This window comes from Solibacillus sp. FSL W7-1324, from assembly GCF_038008025.1.
Classification (GTDB): Bacteria; Bacillota; Bacilli; order Bacillales_A; family Planococcaceae; genus Solibacillus.
Genome location: NZ_JBBOYH010000001.1, coordinates 1,853,693 through 1,874,054, shown reverse-complemented (window position 1 = coordinate 1,874,054; position 20,362 = coordinate 1,853,693). Strand labels below are relative to the sequence as shown.

The 20,362-nt window shown below is 37.0% G+C and carries 18 protein-coding genes; 12 read left to right on the top strand and 6 right to left on the bottom strand.

Translation table 11 applies throughout. From position 1 onward, the window contains the following. Positions 1 to 30: 30 nt before the first annotated feature. The 3 genes from MKY71_RS09040 to MKY71_RS09030 are packed head-to-tail and all read left to right on the top strand — an operon-like array spanning position 31 to position 4,773. Entirely contained in the window at positions 31 to 1,428 is a 1,398-nt protein-coding gene (locus MKY71_RS09040) for an ABC transporter permease (protein WP_340732286.1), read from the top strand. A 14-nt stretch (positions 1,429 to 1,442) separates the two neighbouring features. Beyond that, a complete protein-coding gene (locus tag MKY71_RS09035) occupies positions 1,443 to 2,939 on the top strand; it encodes an ABC transporter permease (RefSeq protein WP_340732285.1) in 1,497 nt (498 codons plus the stop codon). Between the two features lie 19 nt (positions 2,940 to 2,958). Further along, positions 2,959 to 4,773, top strand: coding sequence for an ABC transporter substrate-binding protein (locus MKY71_RS09030; protein ID WP_340732283.1), 1,815 nt, complete (start codon positions 2,959 to 2,961; stop codon positions 4,771 to 4,773). 59 nt (positions 4,774 to 4,832) lie between these two features. Here the strand turns inward: MKY71_RS09030 and MKY71_RS09025 are convergent, their stop codons facing one another. Beyond that, complete coding sequence (locus MKY71_RS09025; protein ID WP_340732282.1) at positions 4,833 to 7,340, bottom strand: bifunctional diguanylate cyclase/phosphodiesterase; 2,508 nt, start codon at positions 7,338 to 7,340, stop codon at positions 4,833 to 4,835. A 253-nt stretch (positions 7,341 to 7,593) separates the two neighbouring features. Here MKY71_RS09025 and MKY71_RS09020 point away from each other — a divergent pair, with 253 nt between their 5' ends. Beyond that, positions 7,594 to 9,384, top strand: a complete 1,791-nt coding sequence (locus tag MKY71_RS09020; RefSeq protein ID WP_340732281.1) for an S-layer homology domain-containing protein — start codon at positions 7,594 to 7,596, stop codon at positions 9,382 to 9,384. A gap of 146 nt (positions 9,385 to 9,530) precedes the next feature. Here the strand turns inward: MKY71_RS09020 and MKY71_RS09015 are convergent, their stop codons facing one another. Next, positions 9,531 to 10,004, bottom strand: a complete 474-nt coding sequence (locus MKY71_RS09015; protein WP_339176541.1) for a YusW family protein — start codon at positions 10,002 to 10,004, stop codon at positions 9,531 to 9,533. Between the two features lie 323 nt (positions 10,005 to 10,327). Here MKY71_RS09015 and MKY71_RS09010 point away from each other — a divergent pair, with 323 nt between their 5' ends. Then, the gene (locus tag MKY71_RS09010) at positions 10,328 to 11,680 is read left to right on the top strand and encodes a TraB/GumN family protein (RefSeq protein WP_340732280.1); all 1,353 of its coding nucleotides are present in this window, start codon (positions 10,328 to 10,330) and stop codon (positions 11,678 to 11,680) included. A 76-nt stretch (positions 11,681 to 11,756) separates the two neighbouring features. Here MKY71_RS09010 and MKY71_RS09005 read toward each other — a convergent pair whose 3' ends face one another. Continuing rightward, a complete protein-coding gene (locus tag MKY71_RS09005) occupies positions 11,757 to 12,095 on the bottom strand; it encodes a GlpM family protein (protein ID WP_339199529.1) in 339 nt (112 codons plus the stop codon). A 249-nt stretch (positions 12,096 to 12,344) separates the two neighbouring features. On the opposite strand from MKY71_RS09005, the gene MKY71_RS09000 reads away from it, so the two are divergent. From MKY71_RS09000 to MKY71_RS08970, 7 genes are all read left to right on the top strand, one after another. After that, the gene (locus MKY71_RS09000; RefSeq protein ID WP_340732279.1) at positions 12,345 to 13,154 is read left to right on the top strand and encodes an AraC family transcriptional regulator; all 810 of its coding nucleotides are present in this window, start codon (positions 12,345 to 12,347) and stop codon (positions 13,152 to 13,154) included. Positions 13,155 to 13,272: 118 nt separating this feature from the next. Further along, positions 13,273 to 14,265: an ABC transporter substrate-binding protein gene (locus MKY71_RS08995; RefSeq protein ID WP_340732277.1), complete on the top strand. Its 993-nt coding sequence runs from the start codon at positions 13,273 to 13,275 to the stop codon at positions 14,263 to 14,265. Positions 14,266 to 14,395: 130 nt separating this feature from the next. Continuing rightward, entirely contained in the window at positions 14,396 to 15,406 is a 1,011-nt protein-coding gene (locus MKY71_RS08990; protein WP_340732276.1) for a FecCD family ABC transporter permease, read from the top strand. Next, complete coding sequence (locus tag MKY71_RS08985; protein ID WP_340732275.1) at positions 15,396 to 16,424, top strand: FecCD family ABC transporter permease; 1,029 nt, start codon at positions 15,396 to 15,398, stop codon at positions 16,422 to 16,424. Before MKY71_RS08990 ends, MKY71_RS08985 begins: the two co-directional genes overlap by 11 nt. A 6-nt stretch (positions 16,425 to 16,430) precedes the next feature. Further along, the gene (locus MKY71_RS08980) at positions 16,431 to 17,216 is read left to right on the top strand and encodes an ABC transporter ATP-binding protein (protein WP_340732274.1); all 786 of its coding nucleotides are present in this window, start codon (positions 16,431 to 16,433) and stop codon (positions 17,214 to 17,216) included. Positions 17,217 to 17,225: 9 nt separating this feature from the next. Next, positions 17,226 to 17,960, top strand: coding sequence for an alpha/beta hydrolase (locus MKY71_RS08975; protein WP_339176528.1), 735 nt, complete (start codon positions 17,226 to 17,228; stop codon positions 17,958 to 17,960). Positions 17,961 to 18,196: 236 nt separating this feature from the next. Next, positions 18,197 to 18,766 (top strand): hypothetical protein, encoded by a 570-nt coding sequence (locus tag MKY71_RS08970; protein ID WP_340732273.1) that lies wholly within the window; start codon positions 18,197 to 18,199, stop codon positions 18,764 to 18,766. Positions 18,767 to 18,819: 53 nt separating this feature from the next. Here MKY71_RS08970 and MKY71_RS08965 read toward each other — a convergent pair whose 3' ends face one another. Genes MKY71_RS08965 through MKY71_RS08955 form a run of 3 tightly spaced genes read right to left on the bottom strand, consistent with a single transcriptional unit; the run spans position 18,820 to position 20,307 of the window. Further along, on the bottom strand, positions 18,820 to 19,083 hold the full coding sequence (locus MKY71_RS08965) for a translation initiation factor 2 (RefSeq protein WP_340732272.1): 264 nt from the start codon (positions 19,081 to 19,083) through the stop codon (positions 18,820 to 18,822). 1 nt (position 19,084) lies between these two features. Then, positions 19,085 to 19,756, bottom strand: a complete 672-nt coding sequence (locus MKY71_RS08960) for an HAD hydrolase-like protein (protein ID WP_340732271.1) — start codon at positions 19,754 to 19,756, stop codon at positions 19,085 to 19,087. Positions 19,757 to 19,761: 5 nt separating this feature from the next. Further along, positions 19,762 to 20,307: a DUF5412 family protein gene (locus MKY71_RS08955; RefSeq protein WP_340732270.1), complete on the bottom strand. Its 546-nt coding sequence runs from the start codon at positions 20,305 to 20,307 to the stop codon at positions 19,762 to 19,764. Between the last annotated feature and the right edge of the window lie 55 nt (positions 20,308 to 20,362).

Here is a 20,362-nt window from a genome sequence, read left to right as displayed (position 1 = left end):
AATTTGTAAGAAAGGAGCTGCTTTCATTACATGCAGCATTTATTTTTTGAAAGCTTTCAAAAAAATGCTTCGAAAAAGGGTTATTATTTCGCTTTCGTGCTGCTCGGTCTGCTCGTACACATTATTACAATTCCGTTCTATTTAGTAAATCGTTCTAAATCAACGTATGCGGAAAAAGCTATGAATGTGAAGAGACAATTAATAGAAGATGAGAAAGTATTCGAGTGGCATAAGCAATATGAAGTAGAAGAACGGACAAAAGCTCAGTTTTTCAATCAAAAGATCGATGAGCAAACTATCATCAATAATGCGAAATCGCTTGCTCAGCAAAAATTGGAGCGAGAAGTTGAAAAAGTACTCGCGGCAAATGGAGTAGTGGAAAACTCCTATAAAAATTATTTTAGTACTCTATTTAAACGTCCGTATTTTTTACTGATTACGATAATTCCTGGCATTTTGATGTATGCTTTACTACTTATTACGAGTAATCCATTTGCTCGCTTTATTTTTGAGCGCTTATTACAGAGTGTGTTCGTTATCGTTGGGGTGGCAACACTCGTATTTACGATTTTGTACATTTCGCCGTTTGATCCAGCCCGCAATTTACTTGGGGTAGAGGCGACACCTGCACAAGTCGAAAACTTTAATAAGCTATACGGATTGGATCAGCCTTATTTAGTGCAGCTTTGGCATTCACTGTCAGGTCTGTTCACATTCGATCTAGGAACATCCTTTGCCGGGAAGGAAGATGTAACGCAGAGCATATTGAACAAATTTCCGGTAACGCTTGAAATCGCGATGTTTTCATTACTCATGGCGATTGCCATTGCCATTCCGGTCGGTATTATTTCAGCAGTACGTCCGAATTCATTTATCGATTATGTATTCATGTTAATCGCATTAATCGGTTTATCAATACCAAGTTTCTGGCAAGGGCTGATTTTCATTTTGACATTCTCGCTTGAACTGAAATGGTTCCCGGCTACATATAATCCGGGAAATTGGATGTCGATCGTTCTGCCGATTGTTGTTCTCGGAACATCGATTACTGCATCGATTGCCCGTATGACAAGATCCAGTATGCTGGAAGTAATCCATGAAGATTATATTATTACTGCAAAAGCTAAAGGGTTAAGTGAACGGAAAGTAATTACAAAACACGCAATCCGCAATGCAATGATTCCGATTATTACAGTTATTGGACTGTTGTTTGGCGGAATGCTTGGCGGTGCGGCAGTTACAGAGAAAGTCTTTAATATTAGCGGTATAGGAAGTTATATTGTCGACAAGCAGTTTATTCCGGATATTCCGGCAATTTTGGGTGGGGTTGTCTATATTGCAATTACCATTTCCATCGTGAATATGCTGATCGATATTTTATACGCTTTCTTTGACCCACGAATTCGTTCGAAAATGAAAAAATCTTAGGAGAGGGTAACGACGTGAAATTTATATCAGATGTAAAACTGCTGTTGAAAATAACACAAGAGTATGTAAATGCACAGTTTACCATTGCTTTTTCTGCGATTTTTTCATTGCTGTTTTCACTTTATAGTTTTAATTTTTCAGAAGGTATATGGCGACCGTATGTAGTTGGTTTTTTTGCGATTTATCTAGGCACAACAATTTACGTATGGCTCACATCTCTACTTATTAAAAAGGATTTGGCAAAAAACCGAGAACTGACAAAACGTACACGCCTTCTTGGCATCCCGTTGATACTTACAATTTTCGTGGGGAATGTATTTGCTGCCGGATTCGGTTTTATGCTCGCATCGAAAAATAAAACGGCAGAATACACATTTGCTGTTTATGCTTTTATGACACAAATATTCATTATCCTGATTTCAGGGCTTAATTTGTTCAAACCATATGTAGTGGATACATTTGTTCTTGCAATGGGTGGGTTTATCCTACTTGCATTACTGTACTTGGCAGTAGCTGTGCTGATCGCGAAATTTGTTACAGCTGATACAGCACCGAAATGGGTGTTACCGCTTGGTATTGTCCTGCTTATTCCAACGTTGACAGGAAATTTCTTCTCGCTGTTACTAGGGATCACATTAATTCGTAAAGCACGAAATACAGATCCTTCCGCAGTAGAGAAATGGCAAAAAACATGGAATAAAATCTTACGCAATACGATGGCTGTATTTGGCCTGTTTTTCATCGTTTTCATGTTCAGTTTGTCGGTTGTCAGCTCATGGACATTTGATTATGACTTTGCAGTTGAAAACAATTATGCAGTACTGCTGCAAACACCTACATTGGAATATCCGTTAGGTACCGATAATTTCGGTCGGGATTTATTTTCACGCATTGTATTCGGTGCGCAAATTTCGTTGATCGTCGGTTTTTGTGCGACGATCATCCCGGCGATAATCGGCGGGGCGCTCGGTGCGATTTCCGGCTATTATGGTAAAAATACCGACAATATAATTATGCGTACATTGGATATTTTATATGCGATTCCAGGAATTTTGCTGGCCATTGCAATCATTGCCGCATTTGGCGCAAATACGACAAATCTGATCATCGCTTTAAGTGTCGGGGCCATCCCGACCTATGCGCGGACAATGCGGGCAAATGTACTGCAGATTTCAAACTATGAATTTGTAGAATCCGCCCGTGCATTAGGGGCGAATGACCGCTCGATTATTTTCAAACATATCGTGCCAAATGCAATGGCACCGATGATTGTCAAAGCAACTTTAACAATCGGAGGAGCTGTTATTTCAACGAGTAGTTTAAGCTTCCTCGGATTAGGTATTGAACCGCATATACCGGAGTGGGGCAATATTTTGAAAGTTGGAAGTACGTATTTAGAATCACATTCATATTTAGCGATTTTCCCGGGGCTATGTATTATGCTGCTTGTTTTATCGTTCAACTTTTTTGGCGATGGACTGCGTGACGCATTGGACCCAAAATCTAATTAACTTTTTGGAGGAATTTTTCATGAATAAAAAATTATTTACGTTAGCATCAACAGCAACAGTGGCAGCAGTGGCATTAGCAGGCTGTGTCGAAACAAAATCAGATGTAGAGGAAAAAGATTCTTCAACTACTGAAACGGCTGGAGCAAAACCAGTCATCGAATTGCTTGGTATGTCTTCTTCAGAGCAAGACATGAATATCGTACGTGACCAATTAGTGAAAAACGGTTTTGATGTAAAACTGAATATCCAGCCGGATTATGGTTCTTTCACGGCACAACAGGATGCAGGGAACTTTGACATTGCCATTTCAAGCTGGACGACTGTTACTGGTAACCCGGACTATGCTGTACGCGGTTTATTCAAAACAGGCGGGGACTACAGCCGTACTTCAGATGAAACAGTCGATAAATTAATCGATGAAGCGAGTACATTAACGGGTGATGAAGCAAAGGAAAAATATAAAGAGCTGGAACAAGCTTTAGTATTCGACAATGCCTATATTGCACCATTATATATTTCTCAAAAATTCCAAGGTATTTATAAAGCGGAAGTGAATCCGGATACAGTACGTCTGCCAAAATCACGTGCTCAGGCATGGGAATCAATTTCATTCAATGATGAAGGTAAAAATGCATCTGAAACATTAGTACTTCACCAAGCATTGGCATCATTGACATCACTTGATCCTGTTAAGGCAAATGATGGCTCGATCAATACATTGAACACAAATATGTATGTACGTTTAGTGAATTTATCAGATACAGATGAAGTTGTATCAGAAGGTTCACTTTCATACGACCATGCAATTGCAGAAAACAATGAAGAATATTATTTCGTACTGCGCGATGATATTAACTTTGCAAAAGTGGAAGGCGAAAAAGCTGTTGATACGGGTGATTTAGTATCAGCAGAAGATGTTGTATTCTCATTAAACCGTGCAAAAGACGAAACTTCGGTACCGGATCACCGCACATATTCAATCCATGAAAATATTGATACAGTTGAAATCGTATCGGATATTACATCATTGGAATCAGTGAAAACTGCAGATGGCAAGTCAATTTTAGAAGAATTATCGGATGATCTGCCTGCAGCGATTTCTGAAGTTGTAACAGATGAAAAAGATGTAGATAATGCATCAGGGAAATACCAAGTTGTTAAATTGACAACACCAAATCCTTTCCCGCAAGTATTAAACTACTTAGCGCACCAATCTGGCGGTATTGTATCAGAAGCTGCGGTAACTGCAGTCAATACATTTGATGTAGCAAGCTATGATCCAAACACGGATATCGCATACGGTGACCAATCAACTGTAACTGAAGGCGCGAGCTATGCAAACCATTTAGCAGCATCAGGTCCATATATTTTAGTGAAGAAAAATGACTATGAAGCAACATTCGTGAAAAACCCTGCATACCAGGCAGGAACAGAAAATGAGCCGAAAATTGAAAACATCAGTGTTCGTTTCATCCAGGATAATGACAGTGCACTATCTGCATTGCGTAATGGTGAAATCCACGTATTACAATCAGTTCCTGAAACGAAAACAGATGTAGTGGAAGGCGATGAAAACTTACAATTAAAAACAGCTGACAGCAACGCCGTATCGTACTTATTGTTCAATACTAGCGGCCGTGAAACTGCGAAATCTGCAGACTTACGTAAAGCAGTCCTTCACTCAATCAACCAAGAAGAGTTCATCAGCTACTACCAAGGTAAGAAAAAGCCGGCTGTATCAACAGTTTCACCTTTAATTGACACAGGTTTAAAACTGGAAGCAGACAGCGCAAAAGTAAAAGAATTCTTAAAAGCATATAACGAATCAAAATAATATAAAAAACCGAAGCGGCATTGGATGCTGCTTCGGTTTTTTTCTTTAAATGGTGATGCTTAGGAAACTTGTGGGGATATATAGCCGGCTTTTAGTATATTTTCGAACAGTTCTTTTTTTAATGGTTTGGAAAACAAATAGCCTTGAATGACATCGCAATCATTCTTCTTAAGAAATTTCAGCTGTTCAATTTCTTCCACACCTTCAGCAACTACATTCATCTCCAAGGATTTCGCCAAATGTAATGTAGCGCAAATAATGCCGTTATCTACCTTATCCTCGTTATTAATATTATCGATAAATATTTTGTCGATCTTAATTTTATTCGGTTTAAACTTTCGTATCGAAGCTAATGAAGCATAGCCGGTACCAAAATCGTCAACTGCGATGCGAATTCCGAGATCTTTTAGGCTTTGAATTGTTAAATATACGCTCGATTCGATATTCAGCAAAGTATCTTCTGTAATTTCGAATTCCAGATAGAACGGATCAATTCCGTATTTTTCTAATTGTAACTTAACATGTTGTAACAAGCCTTTTTTCATAAAGCGAATAGGAGGAATATTAATTGCTATCGGGATGATCGGCAATCCTTTTTCCTTCCATTCTTTAAGAAGCTGACATACTTTTTCAATCACCCAATCGGTAATTCCATTGATCATATGATTTTCTTCGGCAAGCGGGATAAATTCTCCGGGAGAGACTAATCCCCATTCTTTATGATTCCAGCGAATTAACGCTTCAGCACCGCAAAGAGAACCATTTCTCGTCTCTACCTGCGGCTGGAAGTGTAGCTCAAACTCTTCATTTGATATGGCTTTCCGCATATCCCGATCCAACGCATATTTTTTATAATTTGATATATCGCCTTCATCAGAAGAAAGCTGAAAATTACTTTTCCCTTCCTTTTTAGCTTTATGAAGGGCTGTGTGCGCATTTTTCAAAAGCGTCAATTTTTCTTTCCCTTCATCAGGATAGAAGGTAATTCCAATACTAGTTGAAATATTTAACTCGTAATCCTCAATCGTAAATGGTTCTCTTATTTTTTTGATTATCATTTTGGCATATTGAAGCACTTCTTTTTTATTCTCAAAATTATGGATGATCATTATAAAATCATTGCTGCTCAGACGAGCTAAATAACTGTCTTTCGGCATTATTGTTTCAAGACGATTGGCTACGTACTTTAATGTTTTATCTCCGATATAATAGCCGAGTGAGTCATTAATAATATTAAAGCGATCAAGGTCAAAATAAAGTATCGCAAATGGATCATCGCTCTCACATAAGAGGTCCAATTGTTTAAACAGACTTTCCTGATTTGGCAGACCTGTAAGATGATCGTAGTTGGATAAGTAATTGATTTTGTGTTCTTTTTCAATTTCATAAGTAATGTCGGTCACTAAACCGAATATATTCGTTATTTGGCCATGATCATCAAGGCGGGGGACAACTTCTTCAAGCAGCCATTTTGTATTTTCGTTCCCGGAGTTAATCCGATATATCCACTGGAAACTATTCCCGCGCATCAATTTCTTTTTCCCATTTTCCAATTCTGTAAGATGTACTGGCTGAATCATATTATGCCAGGCTTTTGAATCTTCATATAGGGTGGAGAGGGGAATCTCCAATATTTCCTCTAAACCTTTAGAAGCAAAGAGGAATTTACCGCCTATATCTTCCTTCATCCATATCCCTGAAGTAAGATTATCAAAAATGGATTTATAGCCTTCATTTTGCTCAATCAATTGCTTTTTCAGCAAAGTTTGATAAGTTTCATCTTTAATGATGCCAAAGACTTTCGTCGGTTTTCCTTCTTCCCAAAAGACTTCTGCATGTACTTTAAAATATTTTAATTCATTTGTTTTTTTATGATAAACCCGAACTTTATGTGTATAGTTTTCGCCTTCATAAATGGATTTTTGTAAATATTGAATTGAGATATTCAAATCATCAGGGTGGATTTGCTTGAAAGGCTCATCAATACTGATATATTTTTTGTAATCCAATCCGAACATATTATAAAAGTTTTTTGAACAAATAAGCTTATCTTCTTTGAAATGATATTCCCAGCTTCCGATTTCGGCTATTTGCTGGGCATAATTCAAATGATTTTCCCAAAGTATCAATTCCTGTTTCATCATTGTTCGTTCTGTATTATCGGTTACGATCAAATAGATACCGATAGTCTCATCATCAATAATAATTGGGATGAAAGTTAATTCGAGAAATAATGTCTTATTTAGGTTATTTCTGATTTCAATATTACAATTTTCGGAATGTCCCTGTAATGTCTTTTGAAAAGTATTTCGAAGTAGCTCCAAGTTATCGCCATAAACAAATTGTCGGAAATCAGCTTCATTTAAGATTGGTTTACCGAGCAAAGCATGGAGTTTATGACTATTTGATGAAAGAACTTTACCGAATTTAGACAATACAATAACAATATTCGGATGATTATTAGTTAGAGATGTGAAATAATTGAAAAAGTCATTATTCACTTCTTCACTTTTATTTTGGTCTGAAAATAATTGTTTAAATTTGTGGTAGTTCATTTCATTTTCCATTAATTTTTCCACCATCCCTCTATAAAATCCATTTCATTGATACGTAATACTTCATAACACCAATTTGTCAATCGAATTTTACACCATATGATAAAAAAATACTATTTTCGATATTATAATCTATTTAAACATAAAACTAAATCAAACGGTACATCTTGAGAGTATTAAATAAAAACTGGGAAAATATACAACAACTAGGTATTTCGTGCTAAACTGATTGTAACAGTTTACAAAAGGAAGGTAGTTTAAACGTATGAAAAAAACAGCAAAATATATGGCACTTTTTACAATACCGGCTGTCATCTTCAGTGTACCTACTTACACGGATGCTGCATATGACTGGCAAGTTGAAAACACGGAAAAACTCATTGATCAGATTAATCCATTGAGCACTACATACGAATATTATTTAAATGAGGCAAAAAATGCATATTACGCATTATCAAATTATCAGCAAAACCAAGTCCGTAATTCATCGACACTTTTTTACTACATGCAAAGTACAGACAACCCTCAATATGTGCTGACGACTTTTTCAAATAAATTGTCAGCCATTTCTTCACGCAACAGTACTTTTTTGCGTGATATTGAGGAAGCGAATCGTTATTACCTTTCTTTATCGTCAGCTCAGCAAGCGATCATTCCAAATTATTTATACTTACAGCTACAGAATTATATGGAAAACTTGAATAAATTGAAAGCAGTAAAGCTTAGCCTTGAACAATTATCTGTAAAGGACAGCAATTATGTTTACAATTATGAAACGGCCATGCTGGCATATCAATTATTGCCATACGATTTTAGAATGTTATTAACATCGCTTGTGAATGACAAAAAGCGTGAATATGAGTCCTATTATTCACCGACAAACAACCGTTCAGTCGCACAGCAGGTATTAAACGAAATATCCAAATTGTCGACAAGCTCTTCAATCGAACAAGTATCAGCCGTTCGTGATATGTACAACGGATTAAACGTCTTACAGCAAACCTTCGTTTCCAATTATCATGATTTACTGTATATCGAACAAGTACATCGCAATGCGCCTACTGGCTGGGATCCATATTATTATGATGAAACCGGCAAGCCAGATCAATATCCTTCAAATATAGAAGTTACAAATAAAGGTCAAATGTATACAGTAGTATTGCCTGTTTCCAAAATGAACAAGTATTCGAATACGAAAGTAACGGTATCTGATACTGTTACACTTTCAATTCCGAAAAATGCGGTACAAAATACAAAAAATAATGATGTTTTAACGTTAACAATAGAAGAAACGAATGAACAATCCATACTATTTACGGCAAGTATGTATGATGAAAGCTTTGAATTTTCATCCTATATTGATATAGAAGTAAAGGGCTTGCCTTCCTCCGCAGCAATTGTCCGATTGCATGATGATGGGGAGTATGCAGCAACACCTTACAGAAAGATAGCAAATACCTATTCAATAAAAACGAAAACATCTGTACAATTTACAGCAATCAATAATCGAGGACAACTTTTTGATATCCATACAGACGGGCATCACTATGAAATTGAGCAATTGGCGAAACGTAAAATCGTCTCAGGTGAGAACGGCTATTACAAGCCGAATGCACACGTAACATTGGCACAATATGCAGCGATGATTGCCCGTTCCATGAATATAACGACAGATGAATTCTCTACTTATCAGGATGTTCATGGGAAGTGGTTTGAGAGTTCCATTCAAGCTCTATTGGAAGCAGGTATACTTGAAAAGCCACATTCCAACTTTTTTAATGCCGAAAAAGTTGTGACACGTAAAGAAGCGGCTGTTATATCTATACAATTACTTCAATATGCAGGAATCCAAATTTCAGATCCTGATTTAAATAAGGTTCCATTTACGGATTTTAAACAGCTTTCAGCAGCTGATCGATATTATGTTGCAGCGGCTTATGAACTAGGCATTTTTAATGGTAAAGGAAACGGCCAATTTGACCCGAATGGTAAATTGACGCGTTCACAAATGGCCAAAGTACTGTATAAAACTTTGCAGATTGCAAAAATGATTTAATTTAGCCTTCGTTAGGATAGAATACGACATTGGCAGGCTAACTCTAACTCAAAAAGCCGTTTTTCTCTAGGAGATAAAACGGCTTTTTAGTAGGCTGAAGAAACGGTTCTTATAAAATTTTTACTTCTGTCAAACCCATTTTATTATTACTGTGCTACACGGCGGTACTCTTTTACTGTACCATCTGCAAATTTAATTTCTAATTCCAGTTCCAAAAAGCTGTCAGGTTGTTCAAATTTTTGGAGTACTTCATCAATTACTTCATCATCAGGTGTATCCTTATCGAATGTGAAGCTTTCAAAAATCGGAACCAATTTGTTAGTCGCTTCGTTACCTTCTAACTTCGTATTGTTTACTTCATCTTCAATCTGTGCTTCCGCTCGGGATGCTTCATTTTCATAACTCACATCATAACTTTTATCATCCGCATATTCGATATCCAAATCAAAGTGAGTAAAGTTAAATGGGGCATCCGTTGTTTCGGTTACAGTACTTGTCTGATTCATCGTATTTTGTTCTGTCGGTGCATTGTCTGGTAAGTTGGTTGCTTCTTCGCTGTCACCACAGCCTACTAACAATGCAGTTGTACTTAGTGCGCAAATTAATGCAAATTTTTTCATGAATGTAAACCACCTTTCTTGTAACTACTTTTTAAAATACCCCAATTATAAAAAAATAATCTGCATAATTTCCCTTTGTAAAATATAGTTAATTTTGTTTATGCCAAATTATCTAGAATAAAAGTTAAGTACAGCTTGGATAGTGAAAGTATGTGAAGTTGGGAAAGTTCCAAAATATTCTATATTTAAATAAATTTATGTTACACTTGTTTAATGAGATATTTATGGAAATGACTTAACAATTATGAATTTCATCATCGCGTCTCCAATTTATTTCATAAAATCAATTTGGAAATGACTTTCTAATGCAGGAGGATGTTTGAATGAAAAAGATGACTAAAACCGTTTTAGCTACTACATTGGGGACTACATTGATGCTGACATCAATTATTCCTGCCGTTAAAGCTGATGAAGTAACACCGGATATAAGCAGCTGGGCAATCGGTACTTTGAATGAAGGCGAAAAATACGGAATTTTTCCGATTGAATGGTACTATGATGGTTTCCGTTCAGCGATTACTAAGGAACGTTTAGCTAATTTAATTGAACTCACTGAACAAAAGATTGCAAGTTTAAATCTAGAGAAGAATGAAAAGTTTAACCCAGTTGCGGTAAAAGGCGATGGAACACGTGGTGATATTATAAGCCTACTTTATAATATTGTCGGTCAATACAAATTAGATACAGTAGATGACGCTGTAACATATATGCAGAAACATAAAGTTTTACAAGGCTCTGAAAAAGGCCTGATGCTCGATCAAAAAGCTACGACACAACATGCGGTTATTTTTGCAGTCCGACTAATCCAGGATACATTTGAGCAGGCAAATGCAGGCGCGAAAGGTGTTGCATGGGTAGTGGAAGATGAAGATACCAAAGTATATTTGCTGGGCTCAATCCATGTAGGAACGCCGGATCTTTACCCAATGCATAAAAAACTGACAAAAGCCTTTAATGAATCGGACGGCCTTTTTGTTGAAGCAAACTTATTAGATCCTACTGGCATGGATTATTATATTGAAAAAGCAATGTTTAACGATGGACGTACAATTAAAGAAGTTGTAAGTGAAGAAACATATGCAAAACTTCAAAAAGTCGCTGCACAGCTTGAAATGCCAATGGAAGAGCTGGAAATACAAAAACCATGGCTGCTCTCCAATAATTTTTCGTCGATGATGATGGATGGGGCGTTTGGGTTAACAGCAGAAGAAATGGCGATGCATGGGGTGGATATGCAATTTCTATTAAGCGCCTACTTACAGCAAAAACCTATTTATGAGCTGGAAGGAATCAACGCACAAGTCGATATGTTTGAAGCATTATCGCCAGAAGCACAGGAAGAATCCTTAGTAGCAGCACTTGACGGTATTTTGGAGCCTGCTGATCAGTCCGAAGAAGATGTTCAGCTTATGGCTGATTGGTTTACGAATTGGGTTAAAGGAGATGTAGAAAAGTTTGCGGAAAGTTTGAGTGAAATGGAAGGAGATACTTCTGAGTTCAACCAGATGCTGTTCGGTAAACGTGATGCAGAAATGGCGGCAAAGCTTGTGGATGTATTGGAAGAACAAAAAGGGACTTTCTTTGTCGTTGTCGGCGCGGGTCACTTTTTAGTTGATAAAAATATCCGCTATCACTTAAAAGAAAGCGGGTATGAAGTAAAACCGTTTTATCAATAATTTAAATGCGCATGGAGCTGGTTACGAACGTAACTGGTCCATGCGTTTTATTTTGGGGAATATAATAGGATGCCAATTATGATTGCAATATAGTAAGCAAAGGTCTGCCGGCGAGCATGAAAATGATATAGATTGAAAGGGCTCCTAAAATAGCATATCCAGGTTTCCATAAACCTGAAAAATAAAAAACAAGGACAGTAAACAGGACCATGCCGACAGCCCCGAAAATGGCGTTCTGTTGCACAATATGAAATGTTTCATCCGTCATATTTTTCACTTGCAGCCGCATATTAAGCAACGTTAATATCGGGAGCAATGTAATTATGCCGGATAAGAAGTGCAAATTCGATTTGCTTAACCAAGAAGCGAGCAGCATCACTGTACCGCCAAGAATAAATTGAATTACGTAAAACACGTTCCACTTACCTCAATTCCATTAAAATACAATAAATATAAATCATCGATTTGAATGTATCAATATTATTTTCGGAAAATAGAATTAATAATGTAAAACGAGATTTCCTTAGTCTATTTTCTAATATATTTTATAAGAAGAATTGCATAAATTCTCTCAAGTTGTAAAAATATGTTGAATTTTCTAGTCATAGTAGTGTACCCTTGTTGAAAATGATTATCATTCGCATAGTAATGAATAATATAAGGGGTGAGGAGAATTCAAACGAACGATTTAATAAAATTTTTCGCCAACTCAGCGATTCAATATGCAGATTTATTTGTAACAAGTTTAGCTCCTAATGTACATGATCACAATCGTAATACAGCACCATGTTTAAATGGACTCGTTATTACTCTGTCGGGAAGCGCAAATTTTTCACTGAATGGGGAAGTATACGCGATACATAAAGGAGTAATCCTTCATGCCGGACCTAATATGGCGATTGATATTAAAGTTACAAGTAAGGAACCATGGCATTATACAGTACTGCATTATGAAATGTCAAACCGTCCTTTTTCAATGGATATAGGCCATTTTGAAATCGTTGCTGGTCATCATCATAAATTGGATTATTTAGTCCACCAATTAATCCATTTCGAAAAAATACCGGGTGATATGAACCGGCTGAAATGTAAATCTCTGTTCCTGCAGTTGGTAGAATTCATAGTTATTTGTGCAAAAATGCAAACTTCAAACAATGTAGTGGACCAGGCGATTACATTTATAACCGAACATTATAATTTACCTATAACAATAGCAGAAATCGCGGAGGAGATAGGATGTGATCGTCGTAGATTTGCTTATTTGTTTGATAAGCAAATCGGCATGTCACCAATTCAATTTTTAACGGAAATCCGATTAAAACAATCCCGTGAATTGCTACGTACGACATCAATTCCGATTAAGGAGATTGCTGAACTAATCGGTTATCAAGATGCATTCTACTTTTGCCGAGTTTTTAAAAAGCAATATCACATGACACCGACAAATTTCCGTAAGCAATATTTAACTGTTTAGCAAAAATCCATTCATTTTGTAAAAAACTCTATGTACGTAAAAACAACCGTTTGATATTATCGACATTGTAAATAAAATGATAATGATAATCGTTATCAATAAAACAGGAGGAAAAATAATGAAGAAATATCGTACATTAATTGGTGCAGGGGCAATTGCATTATTGCTTGCTGCATGCAATGAAGAGGTGGATTCATCATCTGCAGCTGAATCAGAAAATAAAACAGATCAAGTTACAAGTGAAGAAAAACCTGTTGCAGATAAAGCGATACAACAAAAAATTACTTATCTAGGAAACGACTATGATGTACCTGCAAATGTGGAAACAATTATTACAGCAAGTTTGGAAGCGATGGAAGATGCTGCAGTACTCGGTGTAAAGCCTGCGGGTGTTATTTCTACGGATGGCACGACTATTCCTAAATATTTGGAGGCAGATTTGTCAGGGGCAGCAGTTGTCGGTTCCAAAAAAGAGCCAAGTACCGAGGCAATGCTTTCTTTAAACCCTGATGTAATTTTAGGTACTAGCAAATGGGATGAAGCGCAAATGTCGAATTATAACAAAATAGCAACGACATTCCCGTACTCTCATATTTCTACAAACTGGAAAGAAAATTTATTATTATTTGGCCAAATAGCCGGTAAAGAATCAGAAGCACAGAAAGCATTGGATGACTATGATAAGCAATTAGCCAGTACGAAAGAATCGATTGCCAACAGTGAGCTGAAAGATAAAAAGGTTGTAATCATTCGTGTACGTGGCGGTTTGTCGGTCTATCCCGCTGGAGTATATTTAAACCCTTCTATTTATGAAGATTTTGGTTTTACAGTACCAGAAGAATTGAATTCAATAGAAGCACAAACAACGATTACATATGAAACATTGGCAGAGTGGAATCCGGATATGATTTTCCTTCAATTTGCTGATGATGAAAATAAAGATACGCCTGAGTTATTACAGGAGATTTTAGATAATCCGATTTTTAACAGTACAACTGCTGCTAAAACAAATAATGTGCATGTGAATCTTATAGATGCAATGGCACAGGGAGGGACAGCTTGGTCAAAAATTAACTTCCTGAAAGCATTTAATGATAACGTACTAAAATAAGCACGGATTATTCAATAGACAGCTTCAGAGAAGTTAGAACAGACTGTACAATATTTCTGTGAAAGGGCTGTGCCGGAAAGGTTTTCCGGGCAGCCTCTTTCTTTTATTCAATAAAAGGAGGCATATATTTTTGAATTTTTCATACCGGCATTTCATTTTATTTTCAACAATATTGCCTGTTCTGATTGTTGTTGTGACAATCATGTCGATTTCGATGGGTACAAAATCAATAGCGCTTGAAACGATTCTCGATGCATTTACCCGTTACGATAAAGAAAATGTAGATCACCAAATAATATGGTCTGGTCGGGTACCTAGAGCGCTTGCTGTATTGTTTGTTGGTGCATTTTTAGCAACAGCAGGGGCAATTATGCAAGGGGTTACTCGAAATTTCCTTGCATCGCCATCAATTATGGGTGTAACGGACGGTTCAGCCTTTTTTATAACGATGGCCTTTGTTTTTTTGCCTGGGATATCAAGTTTTAATTTAGTCCTTCTTTCTATGCTGGGTTCACTTTTTGGCGGTGCACTTGTATTTGGTTTTGCATCCATCATTAAAAATGGCCTATCTCCTGTAAGACTGGCAATTATCGGTACGGTAATCGGTACATTTATAAGCAGCACCGGAACTGCAATTGCGATGTATCATCAAATTTCACAAACGATTACAATGTGGTACAACTCGAAAGTACATATGGTAGAAATGGAATTAATTTATTTATGTGTTCCAATTGGAATGATCGGACTATTACTGGCAATTTCATTGGCACGTGCTGTAACGATTACAGCGCTTGGTGAAGATGTTGCTGTCGGCTTGGGGCAGAACACAAGAATAGTAAAAGTATTAAGCATGTTAGCTGTTGCTATATTGACGGGTACTGCTGTAGCTCTTGTCGGGAAAGTAGCTTTTGTCGGTTTAGTCGTACCTCATATTGTAAGAATGCTTGTGGGCGTTGACTACCGTGTAATTATTCCTTGTTCGGCTGTTATGGGTGCCTTTTTCCTTGCAGGCTGTGACCTCGTAAGCCGATACATCAATTTTCCGTTTGAAACACCGATTGGAGTAGTAACGGCACTAATCGGGGTACCGTTTTTCTTATATTTAATTCGACGTAAGGGCGGTGAAAAATATGCCGCTTAAAAAAACAAAATGGCTGTTTATAATCGGCATACTGTTTTTCATGCTTTTATTAGCAATGTATATCCATTTAACGAGCGGTGCGTTTACGATGAATACACCTGAAGTATTTAAAACTTTACTGAGGATTGATTCAACAGAACAATTTGATTTAGTCATTTTTGATTTTAGGCTGCCTAGAATCATTACGGCTGCACTTGTCGGTATGGGCCTTGCGATGGCTGGCGTTGTACTTCAGGGGATTACAAAAAATGCGCTTGCTGATCCGGGAATTATCGGAATTAACGCCGGTGCAGGATGTGCAATTGTTATCTTCATGTTTTTCTTCCATGTCGAACTTATTGATGTGGAAATAAACAGCCTTCTAAAAATATTAATTGTTCCGATTTTTGGTTTTGTAGGAGGAGCAATAGCTGCAGCAATTATATTGGTCATTTCATATAAACATGGACGAATGGATATGCAAAGGCTGATATTAACAGGGATTGCGATTAACACCGGCTTTAGTGCGGTTACTTTATTCTGGTCATTGAAAATGGATGAAGGGGATTATCAGGCGGCCGCTATTTGGATGAATGGATCCATTTATAATTCCAACTGGTATTTCGTTAGTGCAATGATGCCATGGCTGATAATTTTAGGTATTTATATTTACCGGAAAGCCTATTTGCTCGACTACTTTCAATTGGAGGAAGAGACGATTACTAGTCTTGGAATTAGTATTGAAAAGGAAAAAATTAAACTAATGCTTGCAAGTGTCGGACTTGTCAGTGCCTGTGTTTCCGTTTCAGGAAGCATAGGGTTCATTGGATTAATGGCACCGCATATTGCAAGACAGCTAGTCGGAATTCATCATCGCTACATGATGCCAGTAAGCCTTTTTATAGGGGCAGTATTGCTTGTGTTTTCAGATTATGTAGCAAAAACGGTCTTTTCACCTGTAGAGCTCTCTGTCGGGATAGTCGTATCACTTGTCGGGATTCCTTATTTTCTGTATTTGCTTGTAAAATCGAAAGGGTGAGATATATTGTATGCATTTGAAGTTGAAAGCTTAACGACAGGTTATGAGAATACAAGAATTATCGAAAATTTAAATGTGAGCATTCAAACAGGTAAGATTACGACGATTATCGGACCGAATGGCTGCGGTAAATCTACTTTATTAAAAACAATCGGCCGTATATTAAAAAAGGAATGTGGCGAAATTTTTCTGCAGGATGAAAACATGAATACGATGTCTACTAAGGAAATCGCAAAAAAACTGGCATTACTCGTGCAGTCTCCGGCAGCACCGGGACAGCTGAAAGTACATGAGCTTATTTCGTATGGACGCTATCCTCACCGGAAAAATGTTGGACGCCTTACAAAAGAAGACAACGAAAAAATTAATTGGGCTATGGAAGTCACAAACACTTTGGAGTTCCAAAACCGGGAAATCGCAGCACTTTCAGGTGGGCAACGGCAGCGTGTGTGGCTGGCGATGGCTTTGGCGCAAGAGACCGATATTTTACTGTTGGACGAACCGACGACATACTTGGATATGGCACATCAACTGGAAGTGCTTGAAATTGTTCAGCAACTCAATAGAACGTTTGGCTGTACGATAATTATGGTGCTCCATGATTTGAACCATGCTGCAAGATTTTCAGATGAACTGATCGCGATGAAAAAGGGGGAAGTGCTTCATACGGGCACTCCCGAACAAATAATGAAAGCCGACATACTAAAAAGTGTATTCCAAATTGACGCTAAGATTATGATTGATCAGGAACATCAGGTGCCCGTCTGTTTTTCATATAATTTAATGAAATAGGTGAATTTAATGCAATCAATGTACAATGGCTATTCTTATATTGTGGACATTTACGAACCGAATGAAATCCCTCCGGCAGAAGGGTTTCCGGTAATCATCGTGTTGGATGGAACACGCTACAATAAACTGATGTATGAAACAATGGCAATGCAGTTGCGAAACAGGAAAAAAACATTGGTTGATCCTGCAATTATTGTTGGTATCGGCCATGATGAAAAGGATATTCCAAAACAGCGATTTTATGATTTCACGGCACCGGCAGTTCATTATCATTTTCCTGTACGCAGGGGGAAAGTGATGCAGGAGCTTCCGGCTGGAGGAGCAGTACAATTGATGGATTTTATTTTGCAGCAAATTGTACCGATGCTTCAGGAAAAATATGCAGTTGACGATCAGAAAATATCGCTGTATGGACACTCGTTAGGCGGATTATTTGTATTGTGGAGTTATTTAATTTATCCGGACAGCTTTTATAAATATGTAGCTTTAAGCCCATCGATTTGGTGGAATGATCATGAGCTTTTTCGGACAATTCAACAAGTGGAAAATCCTATTGAAGCACCTATATTCATAGGAGTTGGAGGGAAAGAGGGCGATATGGTTGATGATGCGCAGAAATTCGCTGCAATTGCTTCTGAGAAATGGATGAACTGTGAATTTTATATAGCAGAAAGCGAAAATCACGCATCTGTCATTCCGACTACAATGAGCCGGGTTCTACGATTTTTAAGATCAGATGACTAAGCAGGTGGAACAAACGGCTGTATTTTAACTAACCAAACTACGGTTGAACTGTTTAGCTTTACTTCAAATTGATAAAAATCGTCCTTTTACTGTTAGATAAAAGGGCGGTTTTAGTATGAAATGTTTTAAGACGGAGACAATTGCACCGCATGTTTTTATGTAGATATTTAAGGGAATAGAGGACTATCACGCTTCATTCATCGTTAGCTACATGGATATAGTAGGAGGAATGTAAAATGGGAAATAAAGAATCAGAAACAAACAAAAAATCATATAACCGCTTACCTGAGGAACGTAAAGATGAGAAAGTAGAAAAATTTGATGAAACGAACCATGTAAATGTGCAAAATGAAGCAATGAAAGATGACTTATTGCTTAAAACAAATAAAGAATCGTTTAACCGTTTACCGGATGAGCGTGATGATAAAAAAACGGAAAACTACAATGAACGAAGTCATGTCAATGGGGACGAGGAAAAAAAAAGCCTAGAAACGAATAAGGAATCCTATAACCGCTTACCTGATGAGCGTGATGAAGCAAAAATGAAAAACTATAATGAACGCAGCCATGTAGAAAATACCATGAAACAGGGAGAAGTTATTGAGACTGTAAAAGAGTCCTATAACCGCTTACCGGATGAAAGAAATGATGAAGAGATGAAATCATATAACGAGCGCAGTCATGTAGAAGGCAATCAGCAACATAAAACGAATGCAGAAACTGTGAAAGAATCGTATAATCGCATACCTGATGAACCGGTACATGAGACATCGGTTCATGAAAAATACAAAAGTGATAACAAATAAAATTTTGTTGAAACATTAAAAAAGCGTTGAATTTAAAATTCGACGCTTTTTCTTTAACTTCTAAGCTGATACCAGCTGAACAACATTGCAACTAAACTGATGCTAAACAAAATTCCTCCAATGAGGAGGGATGCATTAGCATAACTCGTTTTCATCAATATGTAGTCGTTTGTATCTGCCATACCTCCAATAGATTTTAACCAAATAGAGCTAAATGAATCCGCAATCTGTCCGTTAAATACAATGATTAGTAGACCTATAATCGCAAATAAACTGCTTAATTTTAGCAAATCCGAATTTTTAGTTGAGCTTTTCATGTCATTCCTCCAGTAGTTGTGTTTGGTAGGATTTCGTGATTTCGATTAATTGTGGAAACTGTTCAACGATATGATGGGCTTTTGTTATTTCTTCAAGTTGTGCAAAATCAAAATTTACAGCAATGGCAATTAGACGGTTATCAATAGCTGCGTTAATATCCGAAACACGATCACCAACGACAAAACCGCTTTCTATATCATTTTCTTTCAATATCCGTTCAACAAGTTGTGATTTATTTTTTGATGGAATTATATCTATACTATAGCATCCTTTAATCCACCGTTCTAAATTGAAAGTAGATATAATTACCTGTAAATAAGCGGTTTCGCCATTACTGGCAATATATAAGGAGTAGGATTCACTCAACGATTGAAGTGTCGTCAACACGTTTTTATAGAGTGCACCATTTCCTTGACGAATTTCTTCAATGAGAGCCGACTGGAAATATTGATTGCTTTTTTCGCGTATTGTATCGGAATGATCGGGACATAACGTTTTCCATACGATATTAAGAGGAACACCCATGATTTCCCGGTATTTCTCGATAGGAGTTTCACCTGACCAAAGTTTTTTTTGACGTAAATATTCAAAAGTACGCTCGAGCGCCGGTTCTAAAATAAGATTTGTTTGAAATAAAGTGCCATCCATATCAAAAATAATTGCCGTTTTCATTATCTTCACCTCTTTAAAATTTGATAGCCAAAAGTTTCCCCATTTTTTAAATTGAGTTCATGTCCATTAATAATGACAATCTCATCGGTAAGCCAATGAATAACCGCTTCTTCAGCATGTCTTTCGTAATAAAACTGCTTTTTAAATCCGAAGGGGCCATCCAATTCTCCGCGGATTCCAAACGATCCCATCGCCCCTGCATCGAAAGCATAGAATTCCAAAGTATAGCCCATATTTGGTGAATAGGATGTTAATAGATGCTCTGTACCTCCGAATGAATATACAATAATTTCTAAAGTGAAAAACAAAATAATCAATGATGTAATCAATATGGAGGTTGAATTTATGAAGAAGGCAACCACTTTTTTTACGCATGACAATTGTTTATATTCCTTATGTAACGAATAGATAATGAGCATTAAAAGAAGGGCGACAGCAATAAGTGTTGTATAGGAAAATGTCCATAATGTTGTAGCCATTAGATAATAGCAAACCCCGATAAAAGCTAGACAGAAACTAAATAATAGAATGGCAGACCAAAAATTCCGCAAAAAAGCACCTCTCAATCAACTGGAAAATAATGTTTTAACATTTGACGCTGATAAA